Source organism: Streptococcus sp. CF7_Ac1-8 (genome assembly GCF_024295435.1).
GTDB classification, from domain to species: Bacteria; Bacillota; Bacilli; order Lactobacillales; family Streptococcaceae; genus Streptococcus; species Streptococcus mitis_AP.
In genome coordinates this window covers 1-22,680 of record NZ_JANCPI010000003.1, presented here as the reverse complement: position 1 = coordinate 22,680, position 22,680 = coordinate 1, and the positions used below count along the sequence as shown (strand labels likewise).

Annotated in this window: 15 protein-coding genes and 1 pseudogene; 1 reads left to right on the top strand and 15 read right to left on the bottom strand. The window is 40.8% G+C overall.

Translation table 11 applies throughout. The features are described 5' to 3' along the window. Positions 1 to 26 precede the first annotated feature (26 nt). The 9 genes and pseudogenes from NMM26_RS02165 to NMM26_RS02125 form a co-directional block, all read right to left on the bottom strand. Complete coding sequence (locus NMM26_RS02165; RefSeq protein ID WP_000057476.1) at positions 27 to 671, bottom strand: YesL family protein; 645 nt, start codon at positions 669 to 671, stop codon at positions 27 to 29. Between the two features lie 19 nt (positions 672 to 690). Further along, positions 691 to 1,143 (bottom strand): YhcH/YjgK/YiaL family protein, encoded by a 453-nt coding sequence (locus NMM26_RS02160; RefSeq protein WP_000575452.1) that lies wholly within the window; start codon positions 1,141 to 1,143, stop codon positions 691 to 693. 172 nt (positions 1,144 to 1,315) lie between these two features. Continuing rightward, entirely contained in the window at positions 1,316 to 2,155 is an 840-nt protein-coding gene (locus tag NMM26_RS02155) for a carbohydrate ABC transporter permease (RefSeq protein ID WP_001192117.1), read from the bottom strand. A 15-nt stretch (positions 2,156 to 2,170) separates the two neighbouring features. Further along, on the bottom strand, positions 2,171 to 3,037 hold the full coding sequence (locus NMM26_RS02150) for a carbohydrate ABC transporter permease (protein ID WP_153193231.1): 867 nt from the start codon (positions 3,035 to 3,037) through the stop codon (positions 2,171 to 2,173). A 221-nt stretch (positions 3,038 to 3,258) separates the two neighbouring features. Further along, on the bottom strand, positions 3,259 to 4,587 hold the full coding sequence (locus tag NMM26_RS02145; RefSeq protein WP_254753899.1) for an ABC transporter substrate-binding protein: 1,329 nt from the start codon (positions 4,585 to 4,587) through the stop codon (positions 3,259 to 3,261). Between the two features lie 229 nt (positions 4,588 to 4,816). Next, a pseudogene (locus NMM26_RS02140) lies at positions 4,817 to 6,334 on the bottom strand (PTS transporter subunit EIIC). Positions 6,335 to 6,352: 18 nt separating this feature from the next. Further along, positions 6,353 to 7,051: an N-acetylmannosamine-6-phosphate 2-epimerase gene (locus tag NMM26_RS02135; RefSeq protein WP_001135679.1), complete on the bottom strand. Its 699-nt coding sequence runs from the start codon at positions 7,049 to 7,051 to the stop codon at positions 6,353 to 6,355. Between the two features lie 289 nt (positions 7,052 to 7,340). Continuing rightward, entirely contained in the window at positions 7,341 to 10,841 is a 3,501-nt protein-coding gene (locus NMM26_RS02130; protein WP_254754446.1) for an SIALI-17 repeat-containing surface protein, read from the bottom strand. A 565-nt stretch (positions 10,842 to 11,406) separates the two neighbouring features. Then, positions 11,407 to 12,387, bottom strand: a complete 981-nt coding sequence (locus tag NMM26_RS02125; protein WP_254753897.1) for an acetylxylan esterase — start codon at positions 12,385 to 12,387, stop codon at positions 11,407 to 11,409. Positions 12,388 to 12,754: 367 nt separating this feature from the next. On the opposite strand from NMM26_RS02125, the gene NMM26_RS02120 reads away from it, so the two are divergent. Further along, complete coding sequence (locus NMM26_RS02120; protein ID WP_254753896.1) at positions 12,755 to 13,669, top strand: Rpn family recombination-promoting nuclease/putative transposase; 915 nt, start codon at positions 12,755 to 12,757, stop codon at positions 13,667 to 13,669. Between the two features lie 711 nt (positions 13,670 to 14,380). On the opposite strand, the gene recG is transcribed toward NMM26_RS02120, so the two are convergent. The 6 genes from recG to secA all read right to left on the bottom strand — a co-directional run bounded on the left by recG (position 14,381) and on the right by secA (position 22,573). Next, entirely contained in the window at positions 14,381 to 16,396 is a 2,016-nt protein-coding gene (gene recG / locus NMM26_RS02115; protein ID WP_001048780.1) for an ATP-dependent DNA helicase RecG, read from the bottom strand. 18 nt (positions 16,397 to 16,414) lie between these two features. Continuing rightward, positions 16,415 to 17,518 (bottom strand): alanine racemase, encoded by a 1,104-nt coding sequence (gene alr / locus NMM26_RS02110; protein ID WP_000648089.1) that lies wholly within the window; start codon positions 17,516 to 17,518, stop codon positions 16,415 to 16,417. Continuing rightward, positions 17,508 to 17,870, bottom strand: a complete 363-nt coding sequence (acpS, locus tag NMM26_RS02105; RefSeq protein WP_000635005.1) for a holo-ACP synthase — start codon at positions 17,868 to 17,870, stop codon at positions 17,508 to 17,510. Before acpS ends, alr begins: the two co-directional genes overlap by 11 nt. 44 nt (positions 17,871 to 17,914) lie before the next feature. Next, entirely contained in the window at positions 17,915 to 18,946 is a 1,032-nt protein-coding gene (locus NMM26_RS02100; RefSeq protein ID WP_254753895.1) for a 3-deoxy-7-phosphoheptulonate synthase, read from the bottom strand. Position 18,947: 1 nt separating this feature from the next. Further along, positions 18,948 to 19,979 (bottom strand): 3-deoxy-7-phosphoheptulonate synthase, encoded by a 1,032-nt coding sequence (locus NMM26_RS02095; protein ID WP_000232190.1) that lies wholly within the window; start codon positions 19,977 to 19,979, stop codon positions 18,948 to 18,950. 80 nt (positions 19,980 to 20,059) lie between these two features. After that, complete coding sequence (gene secA / locus NMM26_RS02090; protein WP_254753894.1) at positions 20,060 to 22,573, bottom strand: preprotein translocase subunit SecA; 2,514 nt, start codon at positions 22,571 to 22,573, stop codon at positions 20,060 to 20,062. Positions 22,574 to 22,680 lie beyond the last annotated feature (107 nt).

Sequence of the window (22,680 nt, the reverse complement as noted above, 5' to 3'; positions counted from 1 at the left end):
GAAAGTAGTTTCAGAAACAAGCCATCCTATTGGTATTTTGCGAAAATTTTCTCCATCAATCCAGTCTGGATAAAGACCAAGAGTCCAAACCCAAAAAGTAGGAAGGCTGAGCCACCTAAAAGTAAACTGAAGGCGGACAGATAAAGAACCATCACAATGAGAAAGAGAATAACTAACATGAGAAAGAACCAAGGAAAGTTGAAACTTGCCAAGATAAGTCCTTTTTGTAGCACTTCTTTCCAAGTCAAATCATAGCGCGCAGCTATAGGGTAGCTAGCCAACATCACGATAGTGAGGAAGATAAGAACACCTAGACAAATAGCTTTTACCATTTGGAAAGGCATAGCTGTCTGCCCCCAAAAAAGATAGAGGTCTAAAATACTTAATGAGACGATACCCAACTCAAGCAGACCTAACTGAAGACCTAGTTTCAGATTTTGCTTGAAAGCTCTTAGATAGATTTTAAAGACAGGCACACGTCTACTCTTCTTAATCTCAAACATAGTCTCGTAAAGGCTAATTTTAGCCACTCCAATCGTCACGATGGGCAAACAAGAGACAACAAAAAGAAGATTGGCTGTCACGATATCCAAGACCTTCTCACTAAAACGCATGAGAAAGTTATCTGTATCAAATGCTGCCTTGATAAGGCTTACTCCTTTTTGTGCCATGTCTACTCCTCCTGAGTTTTTAATCAATCAAAATTTTAAAGAGATATTTGCGAACCTTCTCTTCCATACCTGCATAGCCATTTGGCTGGTGTGGTTCTCCTGGGAAGAAAATCGCAAAATTGTGATAACCCAACAAGAGTGGGTAGTGTTCATGACAATGCACAAAGCCAATGTCACTTGCTTCGTCGAATGCTACTGCCTCGTCTTTGATACGTGAACCGTAACTCGAATATTCATGTCCTTCTACCAGTAAATGCAAATCTGCATAGTTCTGATGATGCTCAAATTGATCATTTTCAGCTTGATTGAGGACATTTTCCTGAACAACTAGAAAGACCTTGTCCCCATCAATCTCATACTTTCCTAATTCGAAAGAATCCTTACGGTGCTGATAGAGATAGTCGATAGCCTTGTCTAGATTGGGATGAATTCCTTTGTAAAAGGTGATGTTTTTCAAATCGTCAAAAATCATACTCTTTCCTTCGTTTCTGATAGTTAACTAAAATCATAAATTAAGTTTATAAGTGTCTAACAAAATCTCTAAGGTAAGCAAATACCCAACATTTTGTAGACACTTATAACATCTATATTTCCATAGCATGTCAAGACCACTTCCGCAATCTTGACACACCAGTTTACTTTTCTTAACCTTTGACCGCTCCCATGGTAATACCTTGAGTAAAGGATTTTTGGAAGACTAGGAAGACTGTTACGATTGGCACAGCAGCAAGAGCTGCACCTGCCATGATCAAACCATAGTTGGTTGCCATTTCAGCCTGCATAGTCGCAACACCGAGTGAAATGGTCAAATTATTACGTGAAGTCAACATAACCAACTGCATGAAGTAGTCGTTCCATGTATTGATGAAGGTAAAGATTGCAAGTGCTGCAAATCCTGGTTTCACAATTGGGAAGGCTACGCTCCAGAAGGTACGAATCTCACCACAACCGTCGATTTTAGCTGATTCAAGCAACTCTGTAGGAATATTCTCACTGAACTGTTTCATGAGGAAGACCCCGAATGGCCATCCAATCAAAGGCAAGATAACTGCCCAGAGAGTATCGTGAATTCCCATGAAGTTGACGATACGTACCAATGGTACAAGGACAACTTGTTTTGGAAGTGCCATAGCAGCAATAAAGATTGCAAAGAGAATACGTTGCCCATAGAAACGTTTTTTAGCCAATACATAACCTGCTAGAGATGAGGTCGCACAGACTAAGAACATGGTTACCAATGAGATAAACACAGAGTTCCACATCCACTGCATAGCAGGGTTTTGCACCATGAGTTGTTGGAAGTTTTCCATGGTTGGCATTTTAGGGAACCATTGTGGTGGAATAACGATGGTATCAGGTTGTGATTTGAAGGCCCCTGTCAAAATCCAGTAGAATGGAAAGATGAACAGCACGGTCAACAAGAGCAAGATAATAGTTGAAATAACAGTGAAAGCTGTTATAGGTTTCTTTTGTGTAGATTGCATAGCTGTCTCCTTTCTTTAATATTCTACGTCATTTCCGAGCGCCTTAAATTGAACAAAGCTTACAATAGCAATCATGACTGCCAAGAAGACACCAATGGTATTAGCATACCCGTATTCGGTCAATTGGAAGGCTTTTTCGTAAAGGTAGTACATCAAGGTACTTGTTGAGTAGTTTGGCCCACCAGATGTTAATAGTTGAATCAAGGCGAAAACTTGAAATGAGTTAATTGTTGTGATGATTGCGATGTAGAGAGTTGTTGGAAGAAGGCTTGGCCATTTAATCTTCCAGAAAACTTGAAATTCAGTTGCACCGTCTACACGAGCCGCTTCAACCAGTGAATTGTCAATATTCCCCATAGCAGCTATGTAGAGGATGATTGGTTGACCAACTGAAGTTGTCAAGAGGATAATCATAATTGCCAGTAATGCCCAGTGTTTATCTCCCAACCAAGAAATATTCTGGCTGATGATATGGCTTGACTTAAGGACAAAGTTTAGAATCCCTGATAATGGGTCATAAATCCATTTCCAAACAACTGTTACGGCAACACTACCTGTTACAACAGGAAGGAAGAAGACGAAACGGTAGAAAGATCTGGCAATAGCATTTTGATGGTAGGTTTGCGACGCCACAAAGAGCGAAAAGAGAACAACAATCGGTACAGATCCAACAACCAAAATAACTGTGTTAATCAAAGACTTCATAAAGACAGGGTCTTTAAACATACGAATGTAGTTGTCCAATCCCACAAACTCAAATTTAGTCATTGAATAGTTAAAGAAACTTGTAATGAATCCCATAATCATAGGAACCAATACAAAGATGACAAAGAAGAATAATACTGGTGCTAAGAAAGCGTAGGAAATCACTGTTTCCCGCATACGAATTTTATTGACTTTCACAGTCGGCACCTCTCTTTCACAAATAGAATATTTTGGATTTTCTTGAACAGTTTTAAAATCAAAATGAAATTTTTTAAGATTCGCTTATGTAAGAACTTCATTTTAATTTCGTGACAGTTTCTGATATTTCAAATAAAATCCTCCCTTTTCTTACATAGATTATGCACAGGGAAAAGGGAGGAGTCAATCTGATTCAGTGCTTATTGTTTTGTAGCTTTTTTAATTGTTTCGTTAGCTTTTTCAGTGAAGGCTTTTAAAGCATCCGCTGGTTTTTGATCGCCATTTGAAACTGATTGCAACATTGGGAACCATAAAGTTCTCATTTCTGCAAAACCATCAATTGTATTGTAGTATGGTGAGTAGTATTTAGTCCAACCACTGATTGTTTCCATACGTTTATCTTCATAAAGTTTTCCAAATGAAGTACGAACTGGGAAGGCACCTGTACGAACAACGTCTTTTGGACCCCATTCTTTGTCATCCGCGATGAATTGAACGAATTTCTTAGATGCTGCAACTTTCTTGTCGTCTTTGTTGTTGAATACTGCAAATCCGTTTACAAGGTATTCAAGAGCTGGTTTACCTGAATCTGATGGGAATGGTACTTCTACCACTTCTACTTTACTTGCTTCCAAGAGTTTAGCTTGGATACCGTTTTGAGCTGGCGCCCAAAGGATTGTGTAAGATGTTTGACCGTTGGCAAAGTTTTGGATATCTGCTCCACCGTCAAATTGTGAACCGTTGTTCAACAAACCGTCTTTGATCCAGCTAGCTGCTTTTTCAAGACCTTTGACGAATTTAGGATCATCAGTTGTATATTTTGTTACATCTTTATCTGTTACAGAACCGCCGTAAAGGTTTGAGATGAAGGCACGTGTTCCTTGGTCTCCCCCTTGACCAGAACTGAACAATGAACCTGGTGTGTAGCCTTTGCCTTTAAGCGCTTTCAAAACTTTCTCAAAGTCGTCTGTTGTCCAACCTTCTTTTACAAGGTTCGCAACTCCAGCATCTTCCAACATTTTCTTGTTCATAGCCATGTAGAATGGTGCTGAACTGATTGGATACATGTAGGCTTTGTCTCCAGCCTTACTTGCTTTTACAATGTTTTCATTGTTGACATCTTTAACAAAGTCATCTGTGAAGAGGTCATTCAAGTCAGCCAATTTACCATTTTTACCATATTGGATGATACGTCCTGGTGCGTCAAAAAGTACGTCTGGAGCTGTTCCTGCTTCGATGGCTGTTGTGATTTTTTCAGGACCTGACTTGAAGTCGATGGTTTCCAATTTCACTTTTATATCTGGGTTTGCTTTTTCAAACGCTTCGATGATTGATTTTTCATAAGTTCCAACACCGTCACCAGTTTTTTCTTGGGTAAATACTGGGAATGCCCACCAAGTGATTTCTGTTTTGGCACCGTCACCACCTGATTTGGCAGCATCTTTACTTCCGCCAGAATTGCCACAAGCAGCAAGACCAAGAACCGCAGCACCCGCAAGTACTGTACAAGCTAATTTTCTAAATTTCATCTGTATTCTCCTATGTAATAAGCGTATCCATATTGGATAATGAGTAAGATTGTATTTGTATGCGTTTTCATTTCATCCGATGCATCCACCACTCTCCTCTGTTTTTTATTAAGTCAGTAAGTACTTATACTCTTCGAAAATCTCTTCAAACCATGCCAGCTTCGCCTTGGCGTACTCAAGTATAGCCTGCGCCTAGCTTCCCAGTTTGCTCTTTGATTTTCATTGAGTATTAATCATCTACACCTAAAATTTCATTAATACTATTTTTATATAAGATTGCTTTTGCTCCATATATTGCTTGAATACCACCCTTCACTTCTAAGACATCAACTGCACCAATTTGTTTTAAAAGTGCTTTATCAACTTGATGAACTTCTTTTACAGCTACACGTAAACGTGTCACACAAGCATCTACATCTTCTATATTATTTGATCCACCCAACGCTCTGATAATTTGTAGGCTATCCTGTTTTAAATGATCTGCAGTATTTGAAGTTGAATCTGTGGATTCAGAAATTTCTTTAGAATCTACTTCTTCTCCTCGTCCTGGCGTTAGAACGTTGAATTGAGTAATGAACCATCTAAAAACAATATAATACAGAACACTCCAAATAAGTCCAAATGGAATCTGAAGAACCCAATTCGTTTTAGCGTTCCCCTGCAAAATTCCAAATAAAGTAAAATCGATTACACCTCCTGAGAATGTGTTTCCTATTGAAATATTTAAGACGTCTGCAATAAAGAAGCTGACACCATCAAGGAATGCGTGTACAACATATAGAACCGGACTGACAAATAGAAACATAAATTCAATTGGTTCTGTAATACCGGTAATAAAAGATGTTAAAGCAACTCCAAAAAACAGACCCGCGTATTTTTTACGACGATTTTTAGGAACACTATGGTACATCGCTAAACAGGCAGCCGGTAAACCGAACATCATTGTTGAGAAACGACCTGCAAAAAACCTTGTTCCTTCTGTAAATAATCCAGAATGAGTCGGGTCGGCTAATTGAGCAAAAAATATTTTTTGAGCTCCAACCACTGTTTGTCCTGCAACAGTTTCAACACCACCAAGTTCAGTATACCAAAACATAGGGTAAATCATATGATGTAAGCCTACTGCTCCAGAAAGTCTCATTAAAAATCCATATAGAAAAGTTCCAATTGGACCCGCCTGAGAAATATATCCACCTGTAGAAACAAGAAGTTGTTGAAAAGGTGGTCAAATAACAAAGAAGACAAAGCCAATTAAGATAGAAGAGAACGATGTAACAATAGGAACGAAGCGTGAACCCCCAAAGAATCCTAAAGCGGAAGGTAATTGAATATTGTTATATCGATTGTGCAAATATACGGCAACTATTCCGACAACTAATGCTCCAATAACTCCAGTATCAATTGCAGATCCTTCTGCCATAAAAAGTTTTACCAGAGCTTTAATCGTTGCAGTCATAACTAAGTAACCAGTTACTCCTGCTAGCGCAGCGGTTCCTTTATCTCGTTTCGCTAAGCCAATACATAATCCCACACAGAGAAGTAGTGATAAATTACTGAATACAACCTCTCCTGCAGAGCTCATTACTTGGAATATTGATTGAAAAAAACTATTGTCTAGTATTGGATAAGTTGCTATCGTGGTTGGGTTTGAAAGTGCACCACCAATCCCCAAAAGTAGACCTGCTGCAGGAAGTATAGCTATAGGTAACATAAAAGCTTTTCCAACTTTTTGTAAAACTTTAAACATAAAATTCCCCCTTACATCTTATTTGAGACCAGCAACAAAGCGTTCTGTAATCTCTTTTGGTCTAGTAATAGCGCCACCAACAACAATACCTCGCACTCCATATCCTAGGATTTGTTTGGCTTGTTCTGGTGTATGAATTTTTCCTTCTGCAATGACATCTACACCAGCATCACAGAGTTTTTTGATCAATTCAAAATCGGGACCATCCACTTTAGGACTGTAAGATGTGTATCCTGATAAGGTTGTTCCGACAAAGTCAATTCCTGCTTCAACGGCTGCCAATCCTTCCTCGAAAGTACTTGTATCAGCCATCAAGAGCTGGTTAGGATATTTTTCCTTAACCTGACGAATGAACTCTTGAATCTCCAAACCATCATAGCGTTCACGCTTGGTACAATCCAGAGCAATGACCTCGATGTCCAGTTCTGCCAGTTCATCAACTTCTTTCATAGTAGCAGTGATGAAGGGTTCTTGCGGTGGATAATCTCGTTTTATTATCCCAATGATTGGAAGGTTTGTAACCTCCTTGATTTCCTTGATATCGCGAACACTATTTGCTCGGATACCGACTGCTCCACCTTGCTCAGCCGCTTTGACCAGCAATGGAATGACTCCTCCCGCTTCTGTATAGAGCGGTTCGTGAGGAAGGGCCTGACAAGAAACGATGATTCCATCTTTGATTTGTGCAATCAAAGCTTCTTTAGTAATCTGTGGCATCCTCTTTCCTCCTTTTCTTTGTTCTTATGAGTTCATTATATACCATTTGTTAAGCGCTTTCAATGCTTTGTCATAGAATAGATTTCAGTTTCAAAAGTATTTTATAGAACAGCTGTTTCTGAAAGTAGTTTCAGATAACATAAATATCCGTACCTATTACTCAAAATTACGAATCTTATTATAAACTTCTATATCAATAAAACCAGTCTAGAATTCCCATCTTTTTACAGGACTCCAGACTGGTTTATTTTAGATTAACATAAAAGTTCAAAGAACAACTGAAGACAAATTAACTGTCTTTTCGCTTATAAGAAATCATTGCTCCAAGGAACATTCCTACAAAACCAAGCAAAACTGTTGTTATTGATTTATTCTCACCTGTATCTGGTAACTTAGCCTGTTCATTGTTACCTACTTTATTCTCTGATTGACTAAATCCTGAGTTCTCATTTGTAGATAACAATTTAGATGACAGTGAAAGTTCTTCAACCTTGTTATCTTCTGTAGGATTTTTAAATGGTAGATTGTCAATGGAGCGTCGGAAAGTCATCGCATAAATACTAGAATTGTTAATTTCAAAAATAATCTTTCCATCTTTTTGTTCGAATTCAATAGTGTGTAGTTTTCCTTCTGGATCTACAGCATAAACATTCTCAACGGACTGATCTGTAGCAAAAGTAACAAGGACTTTTCCTTCAAGTTTAACATATCTTCCATTTACATCCTTCAATTTGATATCAAATGCTTTGTAGTTTAATGAACTTAAATCACTAACTTGAACTTCTTGCATTTGAATACCTATCACATTTTTCAATACTTCTTCTGAAGCTTGAATTTGAATACTTCCTGTTTCATTTTTTAAAATACGTTGTGAACTAGCAATTCCTGTGATAACGTTCTTAGTTTCTGCTTCATCCTTACTGTCTTTATTATTTACTTGTTTATCAGTAGATTTCACTACTGAACTTCCTTCTCCTGAGGTTGATAATGGACCCATATATTCTGGGATTTCTAGTATCGGAGATTCAGTGAAAGGAACTCCTCCTGTAAAGTCTGGCTTAGAGACTGTAGGAGCTGGAAAGTCTCCTAATGTGGATAGAACACCGCTATACTCTGGAACTTCTGTAACAAGTGAGTCGCCTCCGTTAACTCCGCCTGTGAAGTCATGCTGTTCAACTGTTGGAGCCGAGTCTTCTCCTGAGCTTGATAATGTATCACCCATATACTCTGGCTTAGCTACTGTAGGAGCTGGAGAATCTCCTAATGTGGATAGAACACCGCTATACTCTGGAACTTCTGTAACAAGTGAGTCGCCCCCATTCACGCCACCTGTAAACTCTGGCTTAGAGACTGTAGGAGCTGGAGAATCTCCTAATGTGGATATAATACCGCTATACTCTGGAACTTCTGCAACAAGTGAGTCGCCCCCATTCACGCCACCTGTAAACTCTGGCTTAGAGACTGTAGGAGCTGGAGAATCTCCTAATGTGGATATAATACCGCTATACTCTGGAACTTCTGTAACAAGTGAGTCGCCTCCATTCACGCCACCTGTAAACTCTGGCTTAGAGACTGTAGGAGTCGCAAAGTCACCAGATGTACCTAAAATACCAGAATCTTCTTTTCCACTATCTTTTTTTGGATCTAATTTCCCAGCTAAATCCTTATCCGAATCCTTCTTAGAAGGTTCCACTTCTTTATCTTCCACATAGACAGGATCTTTTGGTTGACCCTCAATATAAGAACGAACCCAATCCAGCTGCTCTTTTGATAAAACCAAACCACCACTACGGCTTCCTACAACACCATTTTGGTGAACTCCAATTAAAGCACCTTTATCATTATAAAGACCACCACCAGACGCTCCAGGTTTCGTACCTCCATAGCTAATTCCCTCTATTCCAGAACCGAAGTCTGTAGTTCCTACTACTTTGCTATCTAAAACTGGACTTAGCTTGTTATCTGGAAAACCATAGACCGAAACTGAATCCCCCTCTGCAACTTTCGAAGATCGTTTTACAACCTCTACAGGAGTTACTCCTTTTACCTCTTCTTTTAATCGAACCAAAGCTAAGTCATTTTTAAATCCAAATACTGAATCTTTCTTATTCCAATAAACAATATCATCATCTGAAAAATTCACAGACAACCCATTCGGTAAAGTTGCTTTATACACTGTATTGGTACGACCAGATTTAGTAACTACCTCAGAACCTTTAACTGTTAAGAAATTATGAGCGACTGTTAACACCAAATTTGGTGCAATTAAAGTACCTGACCCCGACCCATCTGGCGTTTGAATATGCGTTGTAGCATAGAAATTTTCTGAGCCATTCGGAGCTTGTAATACCTCTTTACTAGGCACAGGTAAGTTCGATTTACCACTCAAATCAACCTTTCCAACTTCAGTTCTTGCAAAATCCGAAGAAGAGGTAGATGGAGGAGTTATCGAATCTACTACCGCTCTTATAATTGTATTACCTAAAGCTAACTTACTGACATAGTCATCAGACCAAGTAGTATCACTTGCTAGTTTGTTAATTGACACTCCGTTATAGGATACCACTTTAGCTGTTGGGGAAGTTGCTATTAACTGTTTGAAGTCTGGATTTTGTCTTAAATGAAAATTCAAGCCACTTCCAACGGGACCTTCCTGAACAACCTTATCTGAAATCAAGCGAGTTCCTTTAGTATCTTCCACTCGAAGTAGAACACGACCTTTTTCTTCACCTTTTACTAAAGTAGCTCGACCTTTTTCATCAAAACTATACAAAGCACCATCAATCTCAGATTCTACATCTTTTAAAGCTATATGATTTTCATCATAGTAGTAACGGTTTGCACCATCTATATACCAACCCTTTATACCATATTTATCAATCATAGAACGAATCCAAGCTCTGTGCTTGTCCGTAAAAATCGTACCACCCCCAATACGCTCACTCTCAGGGGCGCTTGAAGTATTGGTTCCGTGCTGGTGGATACCGACTACTTCTCCCTTATCATTAAACAAAGGAGCACCTGAAAAACCTCCTAAAGCTGAGGAGTGATAAGTGACTGCACCACTCTCTTTATTGACACTGCTCACAGTTGTTGAGACTGAATAAGCCTTACCATCTTTCAATCGAGCTTTATTTTCTTTACTTAAATTTGGAGTAGAAAAATCATTGGGATATCCGACCATAGTGATGCTATCACCCGTAGAAACCTCTTTATCACTCAACTCTCTTGGAGAGTCCTCACCTCCCGTCATAGCTTCTACAGGCTTTTTAGTAACTACTACCGCTAAGTCATTACCATATTCTTTACCAAAATTCTTCTCATCATACAAATGAATAGAGTCTTTTTCAAGAGACTCGGATACCCCTGATGTGGGTACTTTGTTACTCTTCTCTGTTTCTGAGTTCATCACAACATAACTACGAGCAGACTCTCCACCACGTAAGACCGCAGACTTGTCTTCTTGATTTTTATCATAGTAATTATGAGCTACTGTCACCATGACATTTGGCGCTACAAAGACACCACTACCAGAAGCCGTTTGTTTTCCACTTGTTCCGCTATCATAAGTGGTGTAAGTCATAGCAACACCTTCTGCAGATTTACTATGAACATCCACATCTTTTATATCGTTACCACCCTGAATAACATCAGCAGCAACGACTCCACCACCAATAACTGGTAAGTCTGGTGCAGCTAATCCAATCACTGCAGATAGTGTCAAACAACCAACCAAACCATAAGCTTTGGATTTACGAAATTTTCCCAAACCTTTTAAACATACAAACATGCATTACCTCACTTTAACTTTCAAAGTTAATTTATCCAAGTATATTCTAAAAAATAAAATATTACAGTTTCCATTAGCATAACACTCTCTACTTTGATTCTTACAATAAAAATAGCTATAGATTATTTTGTTGCTTTACAAATGCTATTTAAGTACTGTATCTCCAGGAATATAGTTTTTTATAAGATATTATCCTAATCAGAAAAACTAAGTTATACATAAACTTATATATAAATGTTCATTTGTAGCCAAACTGTATATTTTCTTATAAATTATAACATATTTCACAGACGCTTTCCAATGTATTGAAATAGCTTATACCCAACTAGATAGAAAATGAATTGTTTGACACCACAGCCCAGAAAAAAACTCATACTCAATAAAAATCAAAGAGCAAACTAGGAAGCTAGCCGCAGGCTACTCAAGACACTGTTTTGAGATTACAGATAAAGCTGACGTAGTTTGAAGAGATTTTCGAAGAGTATGAATTTCAAAGTATATATGAACTAGAATATTTGCTAACTAGATTCTGTACAAAAAGAGAGCTACTGGGCTCTCTCATTTATCATTTTACATACTTAAAAGGAATCTCACTACCACACAGCCAGTTGTAGACTTGATCATTAACAAATACATTCATGGCTTCGTGGGCATACTCAGGCATGATGCGATAGGCTTTATCGCAGGTCAGACGGTTGTAAATCGCAAATTGGGTAATAGGATAGCAAACATCGTCGTCCAAGCCCGTAATCATCTTAACCTCACCCTTGATACGATGGGCAAGATTTTTCACATCTATATAGTCCAGGGTCGACATGATTTCCTCCTCAGTTTCATGGAAGGGGTCGTGAAACTTGAAATAACGGAAAAGTTCGTCGTAAGCTTCACTGGTATTGCCAATCTCAAGCACTCGTCTGAAGTCTGACAAGAAAGGATAGATGGCAACAGTTTTCTGAATCCGAGGATTGAGCGCTGCCGCAACCAAGGCTAGAGCCCCTCCTTGTGAAGCACCATAGCTAGAAAGACGCTCCTCATCAACCTGAGGCAGACTAGCAACAATTTCAACCAACTGGTAAATATCCAGATAAACATCCTTATAAAAGAGGTGATCCCGACCTTCCACAGCACCACGGATAATATGCCCCTTAACTGTATTTCCTAGAGGAGAACGCAAGCCGTCTTGTGAGTAACCCGACTGCCCCCGCACATCCATGGAAACAACACCGTAACCAGCCACGGTGAAGGCCAGCATGTCGGCCCAGTCCCAGCCACGTCCCATATAACCATGGAAATGGAAGATTAGTGGAACCTTCTCCTCAGTCTTTGGAAGAACGACGCGCGCATAAACCTTTCCCTCATTCGTTCCTTCAAACGTTAACTCATAGCAACTAACTTGAGGAATGTGGAAATTTCTTTCCTCCAACTGGTAGGCTGGAAGAGTTGAAACTTTTTTCACTTCCTCATCCCAGAAAGCATCAAAGTCTTCTGGGACCTCATCCCGTCCTCTATAAGTCTTGATTTCTTCTAATAAAGCTGGATTTTTCATAGCATGCTCCTTTTATTTTGTAATCGCTATCACAACTGTAGCATATCTAGAAAAGCAATGCAAGAAAGAAGGGTAATACTCTTCGAAAATCTCTTCAAACCACGTCAGCTTCGCCTTGCCGTATATATATGTTACTGACTTCGTCAGTTCTATCTGCAACCTCAAAACAGTGTTTTGAGCAACCTGCGGCTAGTTTCCTAGTTTGCTCTTTGATTTTCATTGGGTCACTTCTAAAACTAACTTCCAGTTTTGGGAGAGAGAGGGAAGTTACTTTGAGAAGTTACGCTTTTTTACGAATAAATAGATAGAAGCACTAAATCTAGTCAACCTAGAGGTAAAAATGTGCTATAATGAAAGGAGAGAAAGAATGATTCTCAGACATCCGGGCATTAGCCCGACCAATGATTTAGTGGCTAAGAAGATTTTTAGCAACCCAGAAATCACTTGTCAATTTATTCGCGATATGCTGGACTTACCAGCCAAAAATGTGACCATTTTGGAGGGAAGCAATATTCACGTCTTGCCTTCCCTGCCTTACTCAGCGCAGGATTTTTACACTAGTATAGACGTCTTGGCAGAGTTGGACAATGGCACCCAAGTGATCATTGAGATTCAGGTGCATCATCAGAATTTTTTCATTAATCGTTTATGGGCTTATCTGTGCAGTCAGGTCAATCAAAATCTTGAAAAAATTCGTCAACGTGAAGGTGATACACACCAGAGTTACAAGCATATCGCTCCTGTCTACGCCATTGCAATTGTGGACAGCAACTACTTTCAGGATGATTTAGCCTTTCACAGTTTTAGTATGCGAGAGGATACGACAGGTGAGGTTTTGACAATTACAAACAACAGGCAGGAAAACCATCTAGTCAAGATGGCGTTCTTAGAACTAAAAAAATACAGAGAAACCAGCAAGGATAGCGTTCGCAAACCGTGGTTGGAGTTTTTTGGGAATAAACCCTTTACCCAACAACCCGAGCGAGCCATCAGCCAGGCAGACCAACTGCTAGACTACAAGAGCTGGTCCGAGGAGGACAGGAAAATGTTTAGTCAACTACGTATGCGTGAAGAACAGGCATTATTGGCTCATGATTATGCCTTGGAAACTGCTAGGGCAGAAGGGATTGAACAGGGACTGGAGCGTGGAAAAGTTGAAGGAAGTTTGTCTATGCTACTAAATCTAGTCCGTCAAGGTCTTTTGCCTTCTGAAGTTGCCAGTCAACAGTTGGGTATGACTGTCTCTGAGTTTGAAGAAATATTGAAAGAGCATCATAAATAAGAACTAAAAAATATAGAGAAACCAGTAAGGACAGGGTTCGCAAGCCGTGGTTGGAGTTTTTGTAAATCATTAAATCAATGACAGATTTTTCCGTAATAGATGGAAGAATCTGTTTTTTAGTTATGCTAGATGTGGGTTCTGAAATAGTAAGATATGGTGTATTGAAATAAGATATGAACAAAGAAATTAGGAAAGTCAAATTATAGTTAAATGAAATAAAAACTGAACAAATTAATTGCGGAATTCAAACTAATTTCTAACAATGTTTTAGAAAACTCGGTGGACTATTCAAGATTCAATCTACTATAATTTCTAGAATTTTTTAGAATCCGCAGTGTGCTATTTTAGATTCAATAAATTGTGCTTTTAGAAACAAAAAAGAGCAGTTACGCTCTTTCTTCCTTATATTTATATTATTTTGTTGCTTCTTTCTTTTGGAAAGTGGTTTGGTAATTTACTTTAATCGTTACGGTCATGTGAGAGTCCTCGTTTCTTTTTGATGACTCTAGTATAAGGACCAAACCTGAAAGCTAGCTTAAGATTTCCTTATAGAAAGCTTATACTCAATGAAAATCAAAGAGCAAACTAGGAAACTAGCCGCAGGTTGCTCAAAACACTGTTTTGAGGTTGCAGATAGAACTGACGAAGTCAGTAACATATATATACGACAAGGCGAAGCTGACGTGGTTTGAATTTGATTTTCGAAGAGTATTAATCTAAATGTTCTTTCTTTTCCATATGAAGGGCAATCATGCGCCATTCTGGATCCTCTTTCCAACCTTCCATAGAACTAATATAGCTGGCAACCTTTCTAGCCTCTTCTAAAATCGGAAAATCTTCGATAATATCAGCCACTTGGAATTCTGGAAGTCCTGACTGTCTGGTTCCAAAAATTTCACCTGAACCACGCATTTTCAAATCTTCCTCCGCAAGGACAAAACCATTAGTGGTTTCTGTCATAATGCGCATGCGATCTTTTCCAGAATCAGTCTTGGGATTAGCAACGAGAACAGCATAGGACTGCTTGTCCCCCCGACCGACACGACCTCTGAGCTGGTGAAGCTGGCTGAGCCCGAAGCGATCGGCATCCATGATGATCATAACTGTCGCATTTGGAACGTTAACCCCGACCTCGATAACCGTCGTTGAAACCAGAATATCCGTTTTTCTCTCTTTGAAATCCTGCATGATCTGGTCTTTTTCATCACTCTTCATTTTACCATGTAGAAGAGCTACCTCTGCCTTTCCTGCAAAATGCGCCGTCAATTCCTCTGATAAGGCAATGGCATTTTTCAAATCCAGAGCTTCTGATTCTTCAATCAAGGGAGAGATGACATAGGCTTGAGAACCTTTTTGGATTTCCCCCTCTAACCAAGTCAGGACCTGAGCTAGTTGCTCATGTTTGATCCAGCGCGTCACAATGGGTTTTCGACCTGCTGGCATCTGGTCGATAATGGAAACATCCATATCTCCAAAGGCTGTGATGGCTAGCGTCCGTGGAATGGGAGTCGCCGTCATCATGAGGACATCTGGATTGTCTCCTTTTTCCCGTAAAATCCGCCTTTGACCCACACCAAAACGGTGCTGCTCATCGATGATAATCAAACCAAGGCAAGCATACTCCACCCCATCCTGAATCAGAGCATGGGTTCCGATAATCAAATCAGCCTCACCCTTGGCAATTATCTCCAAGACTTCTCTTTTTTCTGCAGCTTTCAAGGATCCTGTCAAGAGAGCGAGTTTCAAGTCTGGAAAGAGACTCTGTAGACTTTCAAAGTGTTGCTCTGCTAGGATTTCTGTCGGTACCATGAGAGCAGCCTGGTGCCCAGCTGTCACTGCCGCAAACATGGCCAAGCCAGCAACCACCGTTTTTCCGCTCCCCACATCTCCTTGTAAGAGTCGATTCATGTGGTGGTCGGACTTCATGTCGGCCAAAATTTCCTGCAAACTCTTTTCTTGAGCTGGGGTCAGAGCAAAAGGAAGACTTGCTTTAACTGCTGTCACCTTTTCCTGAGACCAATTCAGAACCAAGCCGCTTCCCTGAACTCTATTTTCAGACTTGAGCGTCTGCAACTGCATTTGGAAATAAAAGAGTTCTTCAAACTTAATACGGCGAAGAGCCTGCTTGTATTCTGCCAAATCCTTAGGGAAATGCATAGCACGAACTGCTTGGCAACGGGACATAAGTTTGTATTTGTCTAGTAAAGACTGGGGAAGATTTTCCTCTATCAAGAGGTCCAACCCCTGATCAAAGGCTGTCTTAATAACCTTGACCAGACTGGCCTGACTGACTCCCTGAGCCAATCTATAGACAGGTTGGAGGTCATCTTCCACCTGAGCCAGGACCTTCATCCCAGTCAGACTAGCCTTAGCTCGATCCCATTTTCCAAAGACAGCAAGAGTTGCTCCCAACTCTATCTTATCAGCTAGATAGGGCTGGTTAAAGAAATTCACCGCAAAAACAACTTCTCCCTGCTTGAGGCTAAAGCGCAGACGATTGCGCTTGAAACCATAATACTGGACACTGGCAGGAGTCACAACTTGACCAGAAAGAACCGCTTTCTCACCGTCTTCCAGTTCCAGCACCTGTTTGGTCTTGAAGTCTTCATAACGGAAAGGAAAGTAGAGCAAAAGATCTTGCAAGTTTTCAATTCCTAGTTTGGCGTATTTTTCTGCTGACTTTGGTCCCACACCAGGTAAGACATGCAAGGGTTGATGTAGATTCATGCTCCACTCCTTTCTTCTTTAATAATATTCTCTCGGAATGCGGTCACTGAGAAGACAAACCACCTCGTAGTTAATAGTCCCACGGTAGGTCGCTACCTGAGTAGCCGTTATCTCCTTGCCCCCATTGGAGCCAATTAAGGTCACCTTGGTTCCTAAGGGATAAGGCTTAGGTAGACGAATGGTGATTTGGTCCATAGAAACTCGCCCAACGATTGGGCAAGCTTGCCCATCAACCAAGACAGTGAAATTTTGCATATCTCGCGTCCAACCATCCGCATAGCCGATTGGAACGGTCGCGATGACTTGCTCGCTATCCGCCTGATAGGTCGCTCCATAGCCCATGCAAGCTCCAGCTGGAACTGTCTTGACATGAACTAGAGCAGATTCCAAAGTCAAGGCTGGTTTCAAGTCATAGGGCAAGTCCAAGACCTCTCCGCTAGGATTGAGACCATACATGGCGTCTCCCATACGGACTGCATTGAAAATAGTCTCTGCATGCCAAAGAGTCGTTGCAGAATTACTAGCATGAACCAGCTCTGGAAGACCTTTCATACTTGACAGAATTTTTTTAAACCGTTCTAATTGCTCATTAAAGTAGGCATCTGATGCTTCATCTGCAGTCGCAAAATGGGTAAAAATCCCTTCAACACGAGCACCGTGTTGTCTGAGCAAGTCTTGAGCCTGCTCAGCCTCACGAGCCTCTCGAAAACCAATCCTTCCCATTCCTGAATCAATCTTGAGGTGAACTGTCAATCCAGCTAAGTCTGATTCTTTATCTAAGAGTGCTTGAATCCACTCCAGTCCAGCCACAGTCAAGGTGATGTCGTATTCTTTAGCTAGAGCGACAGCTTCGATTTCAGAAACTCCTAAAATGAGGATTCGTTTACTGAGTCCAGCCTGTCTGAGTTCAAGAGCTTCATCGATATTGGAAACACAAAAGCCATCAACATCCTCTTGAATCGCCTTGGCAACGGCAACAGCCCCATGCCCATAGGCATTAGCCTTGACCACTGCCCACTTGAGCGTTCCTTGAGGGATATGAGCCCCCATTTGCTGAATATTTTGTCGAATAGCTCCCAGATGAATCAGAGCTTTGGTTGGTCTATGTGGACTAGCTTTCATGATTTTCCTCCAAAATGACACTGGCTGTCACAAACTGATCGGTGTGGCTGATAGACAGCCAAATCTTTCCTGAAAATGGTGCCTGACTAAAATAAGGCGCCCCGCGTTCATTGTTCAAGACTTCCAAATCCTGAAAACCGAGCTTGCCAATGCCCGTTCCCATGGCCTTGGAAAAGGCCTCCTTAGCCGACCAGCGACCAGCCAAATATTCAATCTGCCTGCGCCCTTTGAGACTGGTGAAGCGCTCCATTTCCTTAGCGGTCAGCACGCGCTTAGCAAATCCTTCATGTCGTGTAACCGCGCTTTCTATCGAAGCCAATTCTTCGATGTCAATTCCGTGTCCAACTATCATTCTCATCAAAAGGAGTTGAGATTCCCCAACTCCATCCTTTTCACTTATTTTGTCAAGGTAGCATAAATCTCTTCTACCAAGGCCTCTGTATTTTCCCAGCCTAGGCAAGGATCGGTAATAGAGCAACCAAAGACCTCTGGTTGATTTTGACGACCATCTGCTAGGTAAGACTCAATCATAAAGCCTCGAACTGTCTTTTTAATCTTCTCATTCCAATCACGATTTTGCAAGGTCTGGCGAACAATTCGAATCTGCTCCATATATTGCTTGCCTGAGTTGTCATGGTTGGTGTCAATGAGGATAAAAGGATTTTCAAGTCCCATAGTTTCATAACGCTCAATAGCATTTAGCAGTGTTTCATAGTAAAAGTTAGGCTCATTTTTCCCATATTCATTAACTGCGCCACGAAGGATGACGTGGGCCAAGGGATTTCCTGAAGTCTCAACTTCTTGGCCATGAAAGAGGAAGGTTTGTTTGTTTTGAGCGGCATAGATGCCATTAAACATGACACCAAGATTTCCAGAGGTTGGATTTTTCATCCCGACTGGTGCATCAATCCCTGAGGCCACAAAGCGGTGCTCTTGGTCTTCCACAGAACGAGCTCCTACAGCATGGTAGCTGACCAAATCATCTACCAAGACCAGATTTGACGGATAAAGCATCTCATCTGCCGTTGTCAAACCAGTCTCTGTAATCACACGGTAGTGCAACTGACGCACAGCCTGCAAACCGTTAATCAGACTTGGAGCCTTAGAAGTATCTGGCTGGTGAACTAAACCTTTATAGCCGTCTCCGTTGGTGCGTGGTTTAGCTGTATAAACACGCATAACCATGAAAATCTTGTCCGCCACCTTCTTTTGCAAGGCGGACAAACGGCGGGCATATTCCAAGACAGCCTCTTCATTATCAGAAGAGCAAGGACCAATCACCAAAAGGATACGGTCATCTTCACCTGAAATAATGTCTGCCAATTCTCTATCACGACGCTCCTTTAGTCGCAAGGCTTCCGCAGACAATTGAGTTTCTGCCTTGATTGCTTCAATATCGATTTCTTGACCTTTTTCAATAAATGTCATCTTATTCTCCTAGCGTTTGGTAGATTTCTCTGACAAGGGCTTCCGTATTATCCCAGCCAAGACAAGGGTCTGTGATAGACTTGCCAAATACTTCCGGTTCGTTTTGACGGCCGTCTTCTAGATAAGACTCAATCATAAAGCCACGAACATACTGCTTGATCTTTTCATTCCAATCACGGTTAATCAAGGTCTGGCGGACAATTCGAATCTGATCCATGTATTGCTTACCAGAGTTGTCATGATTAGTATCGACGATGATAAAGGGATTTTCCAAGCCCATTTTTTCATACTGAGCAATGGTATCCATCAAATTATCATAGTAGTAGTTAGGAATATTCTTACCATACTCATTGATCGCTCCACGAAGAATGGCATGCGAAAGTGGGTTCCCAGTTGTTTCCACTTCTTTTCCAAGAAAAAGGAAACTTTGTTTGTTTTGAGCAGCATAAATCCCATTAAACATAACATTGAGATTTCCAGATGTTGGATTTTTAAACCCAGTCGCGAAATCTGCTCCACTTGCCACAAAGCGGTGTTGCTGGTCTTCAACTGAACGGGCACCAACCGCCATGTAAGAAATCAAATCATCCACAAGCGGTAGATTTTCAGGATAAAGCATTTCATCAGCCGTTGTCATTCCTGTTTCTGTGATAACACGATAATGAAGATGGCGAACGGCTTTGATTCCATTGATAAGACTAGGCGCTTCTGTCGCATTAGGCTGGTGAATCAAGCCCTTATAGCCATCTCCGTTGGTACGGGGTTTAGCAGTATAAACACGCATAACCATAAAGATACGGTCTGCCACTTCTTCTTGCAAAGCTGCCAAACGCTTAGCGTATTCAAGAACAGCTTCTTCATTGTCAGATGAGCATGGCCCGATTACCAAGAGAATTCGCTGGTCTTCTCCACGTATAATGGCTTCTAGCTCTTGATCGCGCTGTGATTTTCTCTCTAAAGCTTGGCCTTCTAATTTTGATAAGGCACGAACTTCTTCAATATTAATTTTAGGACTTTTTGCTGTAAATACCATAACTCATCTCCTTATAAAGCAAACGGATACCAAGTAAAAATTTACTTTTCACAAGGTATCCGCCTCTAAACTATCTCATTTTATTGTCTTTTACCGTGACAGTTTTTAAACTTCTTACCAGAACCACATGGGCAAAGTTCATTCCGTCCAATCTGGCTCAAATCCAAATCTTCTGGGATATTTGCTTGGTGGGCAGCGATATTTCGAGTCGCTGTTGTACTGATATGGTGTTCTGCTTGTGGTCTTTCTTGTTCATGAATTTGTGCTTTCATCATCAAGCGTGTCACATCAAACTCAATCGAACCAATCATGTCATTAAACATACGGAAACCTTCCGCCTGATACTCAACAACAGGGTTGTTCTGAGCATAGCCACGAAGTCCAACAGCGTTACGCAATTGATCAAGGGCATCGATATGATCTGTCCACTTGTTATCCACCACTCGTAGAATCAAGACTTTTTGGAATTCTTTAACTGCTTCTTCATCGCGTAGTTTTGAAACCTGACTATCGTAAACTTGCAAGGCACGTTGGAAGAGCTCTTCCTTAATTGCCTTATCAGACAAGCCTGACAAGTCTTCCATCGTAATAGAATCTTCTGGAAGCAAGTTGTACTTAGCAAAGTTCAAAATTGCTTCTAGTTTTTCATCTTGTTTTGCACGCGCATGACCATCAACGACACGACCAATCGTGCGTTTGATCATTGCCTGAATTTCAGGTGCCAAGTCACGGTCTGCAGTGATAACATCGTAACGTTGAGCGTAGATAATCTCACGTTGTTCACGCATGACATCATCGTATTGAAGGACTTGTTTACGGGTATCGTAGTTATTTCCTTCGACACGTTTTTGAGCCGCTTCAACCTGACGTGTCAACATACGAGACTCAATGGCTTCATCAGACATATTGAGACGTTCGAAGACACCTTTCAGACGTTCAGAACCAAAACGTTTCATCAAATCATCTTCAAGAGATAGGTAGAATTGTGACTCACCTGGGTCTCCTTGACGACCTGAACGTCCACGAAGCTGGTTATCGATACGACGGCTTTCATGACGTTCTGTACCAATCACACAAAGTCCACCTAATTCGCGAACCCCTTCACCAAGCTTGATATCGGTACCACGACCGGCCATGTTGGTTGCGATGGTAACAGCACCACGTTGACCAGCATTCATAATAATTTGGGCTTCTTTATAGTGGTTTTTGGCATTCAAGACTTCGTGAGGTACGCCAGCTGCAACCAATTTCTTAGAAATGTAGTCACTGGTTTCAACTGCTACTGTACCAACCAAGACAGGTTGACCTTTTTGGTAACGAGCCTTAACGTCTTCGACAACCGCCTTAAACTTAGCTTCAATGCTAGCAAAAAGCAAATCTGGATGGTCAATACGTTGAACAGGACGGTTTGTTGGGATTGGAATAACACGAATGTTGTAGATTTCACGGAATTCTTCTTCCTCAGTCTTACCAGTACCCGTCATACCAGACAATTTCTTGTACATACGGAAAAGGTTTTGGTAAGTAATTGAGGCAGATGTCTTGGTTTCATCTTGGATTGGAACACCTTCTTTGGCTTCAATGGCTTGGTGCAATCCATCAGAATAACGACGACCTTCCATGGTACGACCTGTAAATTGGTCGACGATCAAGATTTCTTGCTCTTCGCTCACCACATAGTCAATATCGAGAAGCATGATGTAGTTGGCACGAAGGGCGTTATCGATAAAGTGAGTCAGAGCTACGTTTTCAATGTCATAAAGGTTTTCAAGCTTGAAGTAGCTTTCAGCCTTGTCAATCCCTGAATCAGACAAACCAATAGTCTTAGACTGCACATCAATGATGTAGTCGTCTTTGTCCAACGATTTTACATAGTGGTCTGCCATGTGGTAGAGCTGACTAGTTTCAACCGCATTAGCACCTGATACAATCAAAGGTGTACGGGCCTCGTCAATCAAGATTGAGTCAACCTCATCGACCAAGGCATAGTTAAGCGGACGTTGTACCATGTTTTCAGCGCGAACGACCATGTTATCACGTAGGTAATCAAATCCGATTTCTGAGTTAGTTGAATAAGTAATATCACACTCATAGGCTTCTTTTTTCTCCATTGGAGATTTGGCGGCCAAGTTAATCCCTACTGACAAACCAAGCCATGAGTACAATTCACCCATCTCAGTCGCGTCACGTTCTGACAGGTATTCATTGACCGTAACTACGTGAACCCCTTTGCCTGAAAGGGCATTGAGGTATACCGGCATGGTCGCAGTCAAGGTTTTTCCTTCCCCTGTACGCATCTCTGGCACGTCACCATGGTGAAGAACGATTCCCCCCATAACCTGAACCTTATATGGGAAGAGACCTAGGACACGTTTAGCACCTTCACGGACAACCGCAAATGCCTCATAAAGCAATGAATCCAGTGATTCTCCATTTTGATAACGTTCTTTAAATTCAACTGTTTTTGCTTTTAGTTGGTCATCTGTCAAAGCAGCCATTTGGTCTTCGTATTTGAAAACCTTGTCGGCCATCTTTTCCAGACGACGGATTTCTCCTTTATCATTTTCGATAATTGTTTTTAAAATATTAGCCATGTTTTTCCTTACTTTAAATTCCGAATATTTTAGAATGTTCTTTTAATTTTAGCACAATTACTGATTATTTTCAAGGAAGAATCCCCATTTCAAAATGGAAAAAGAGG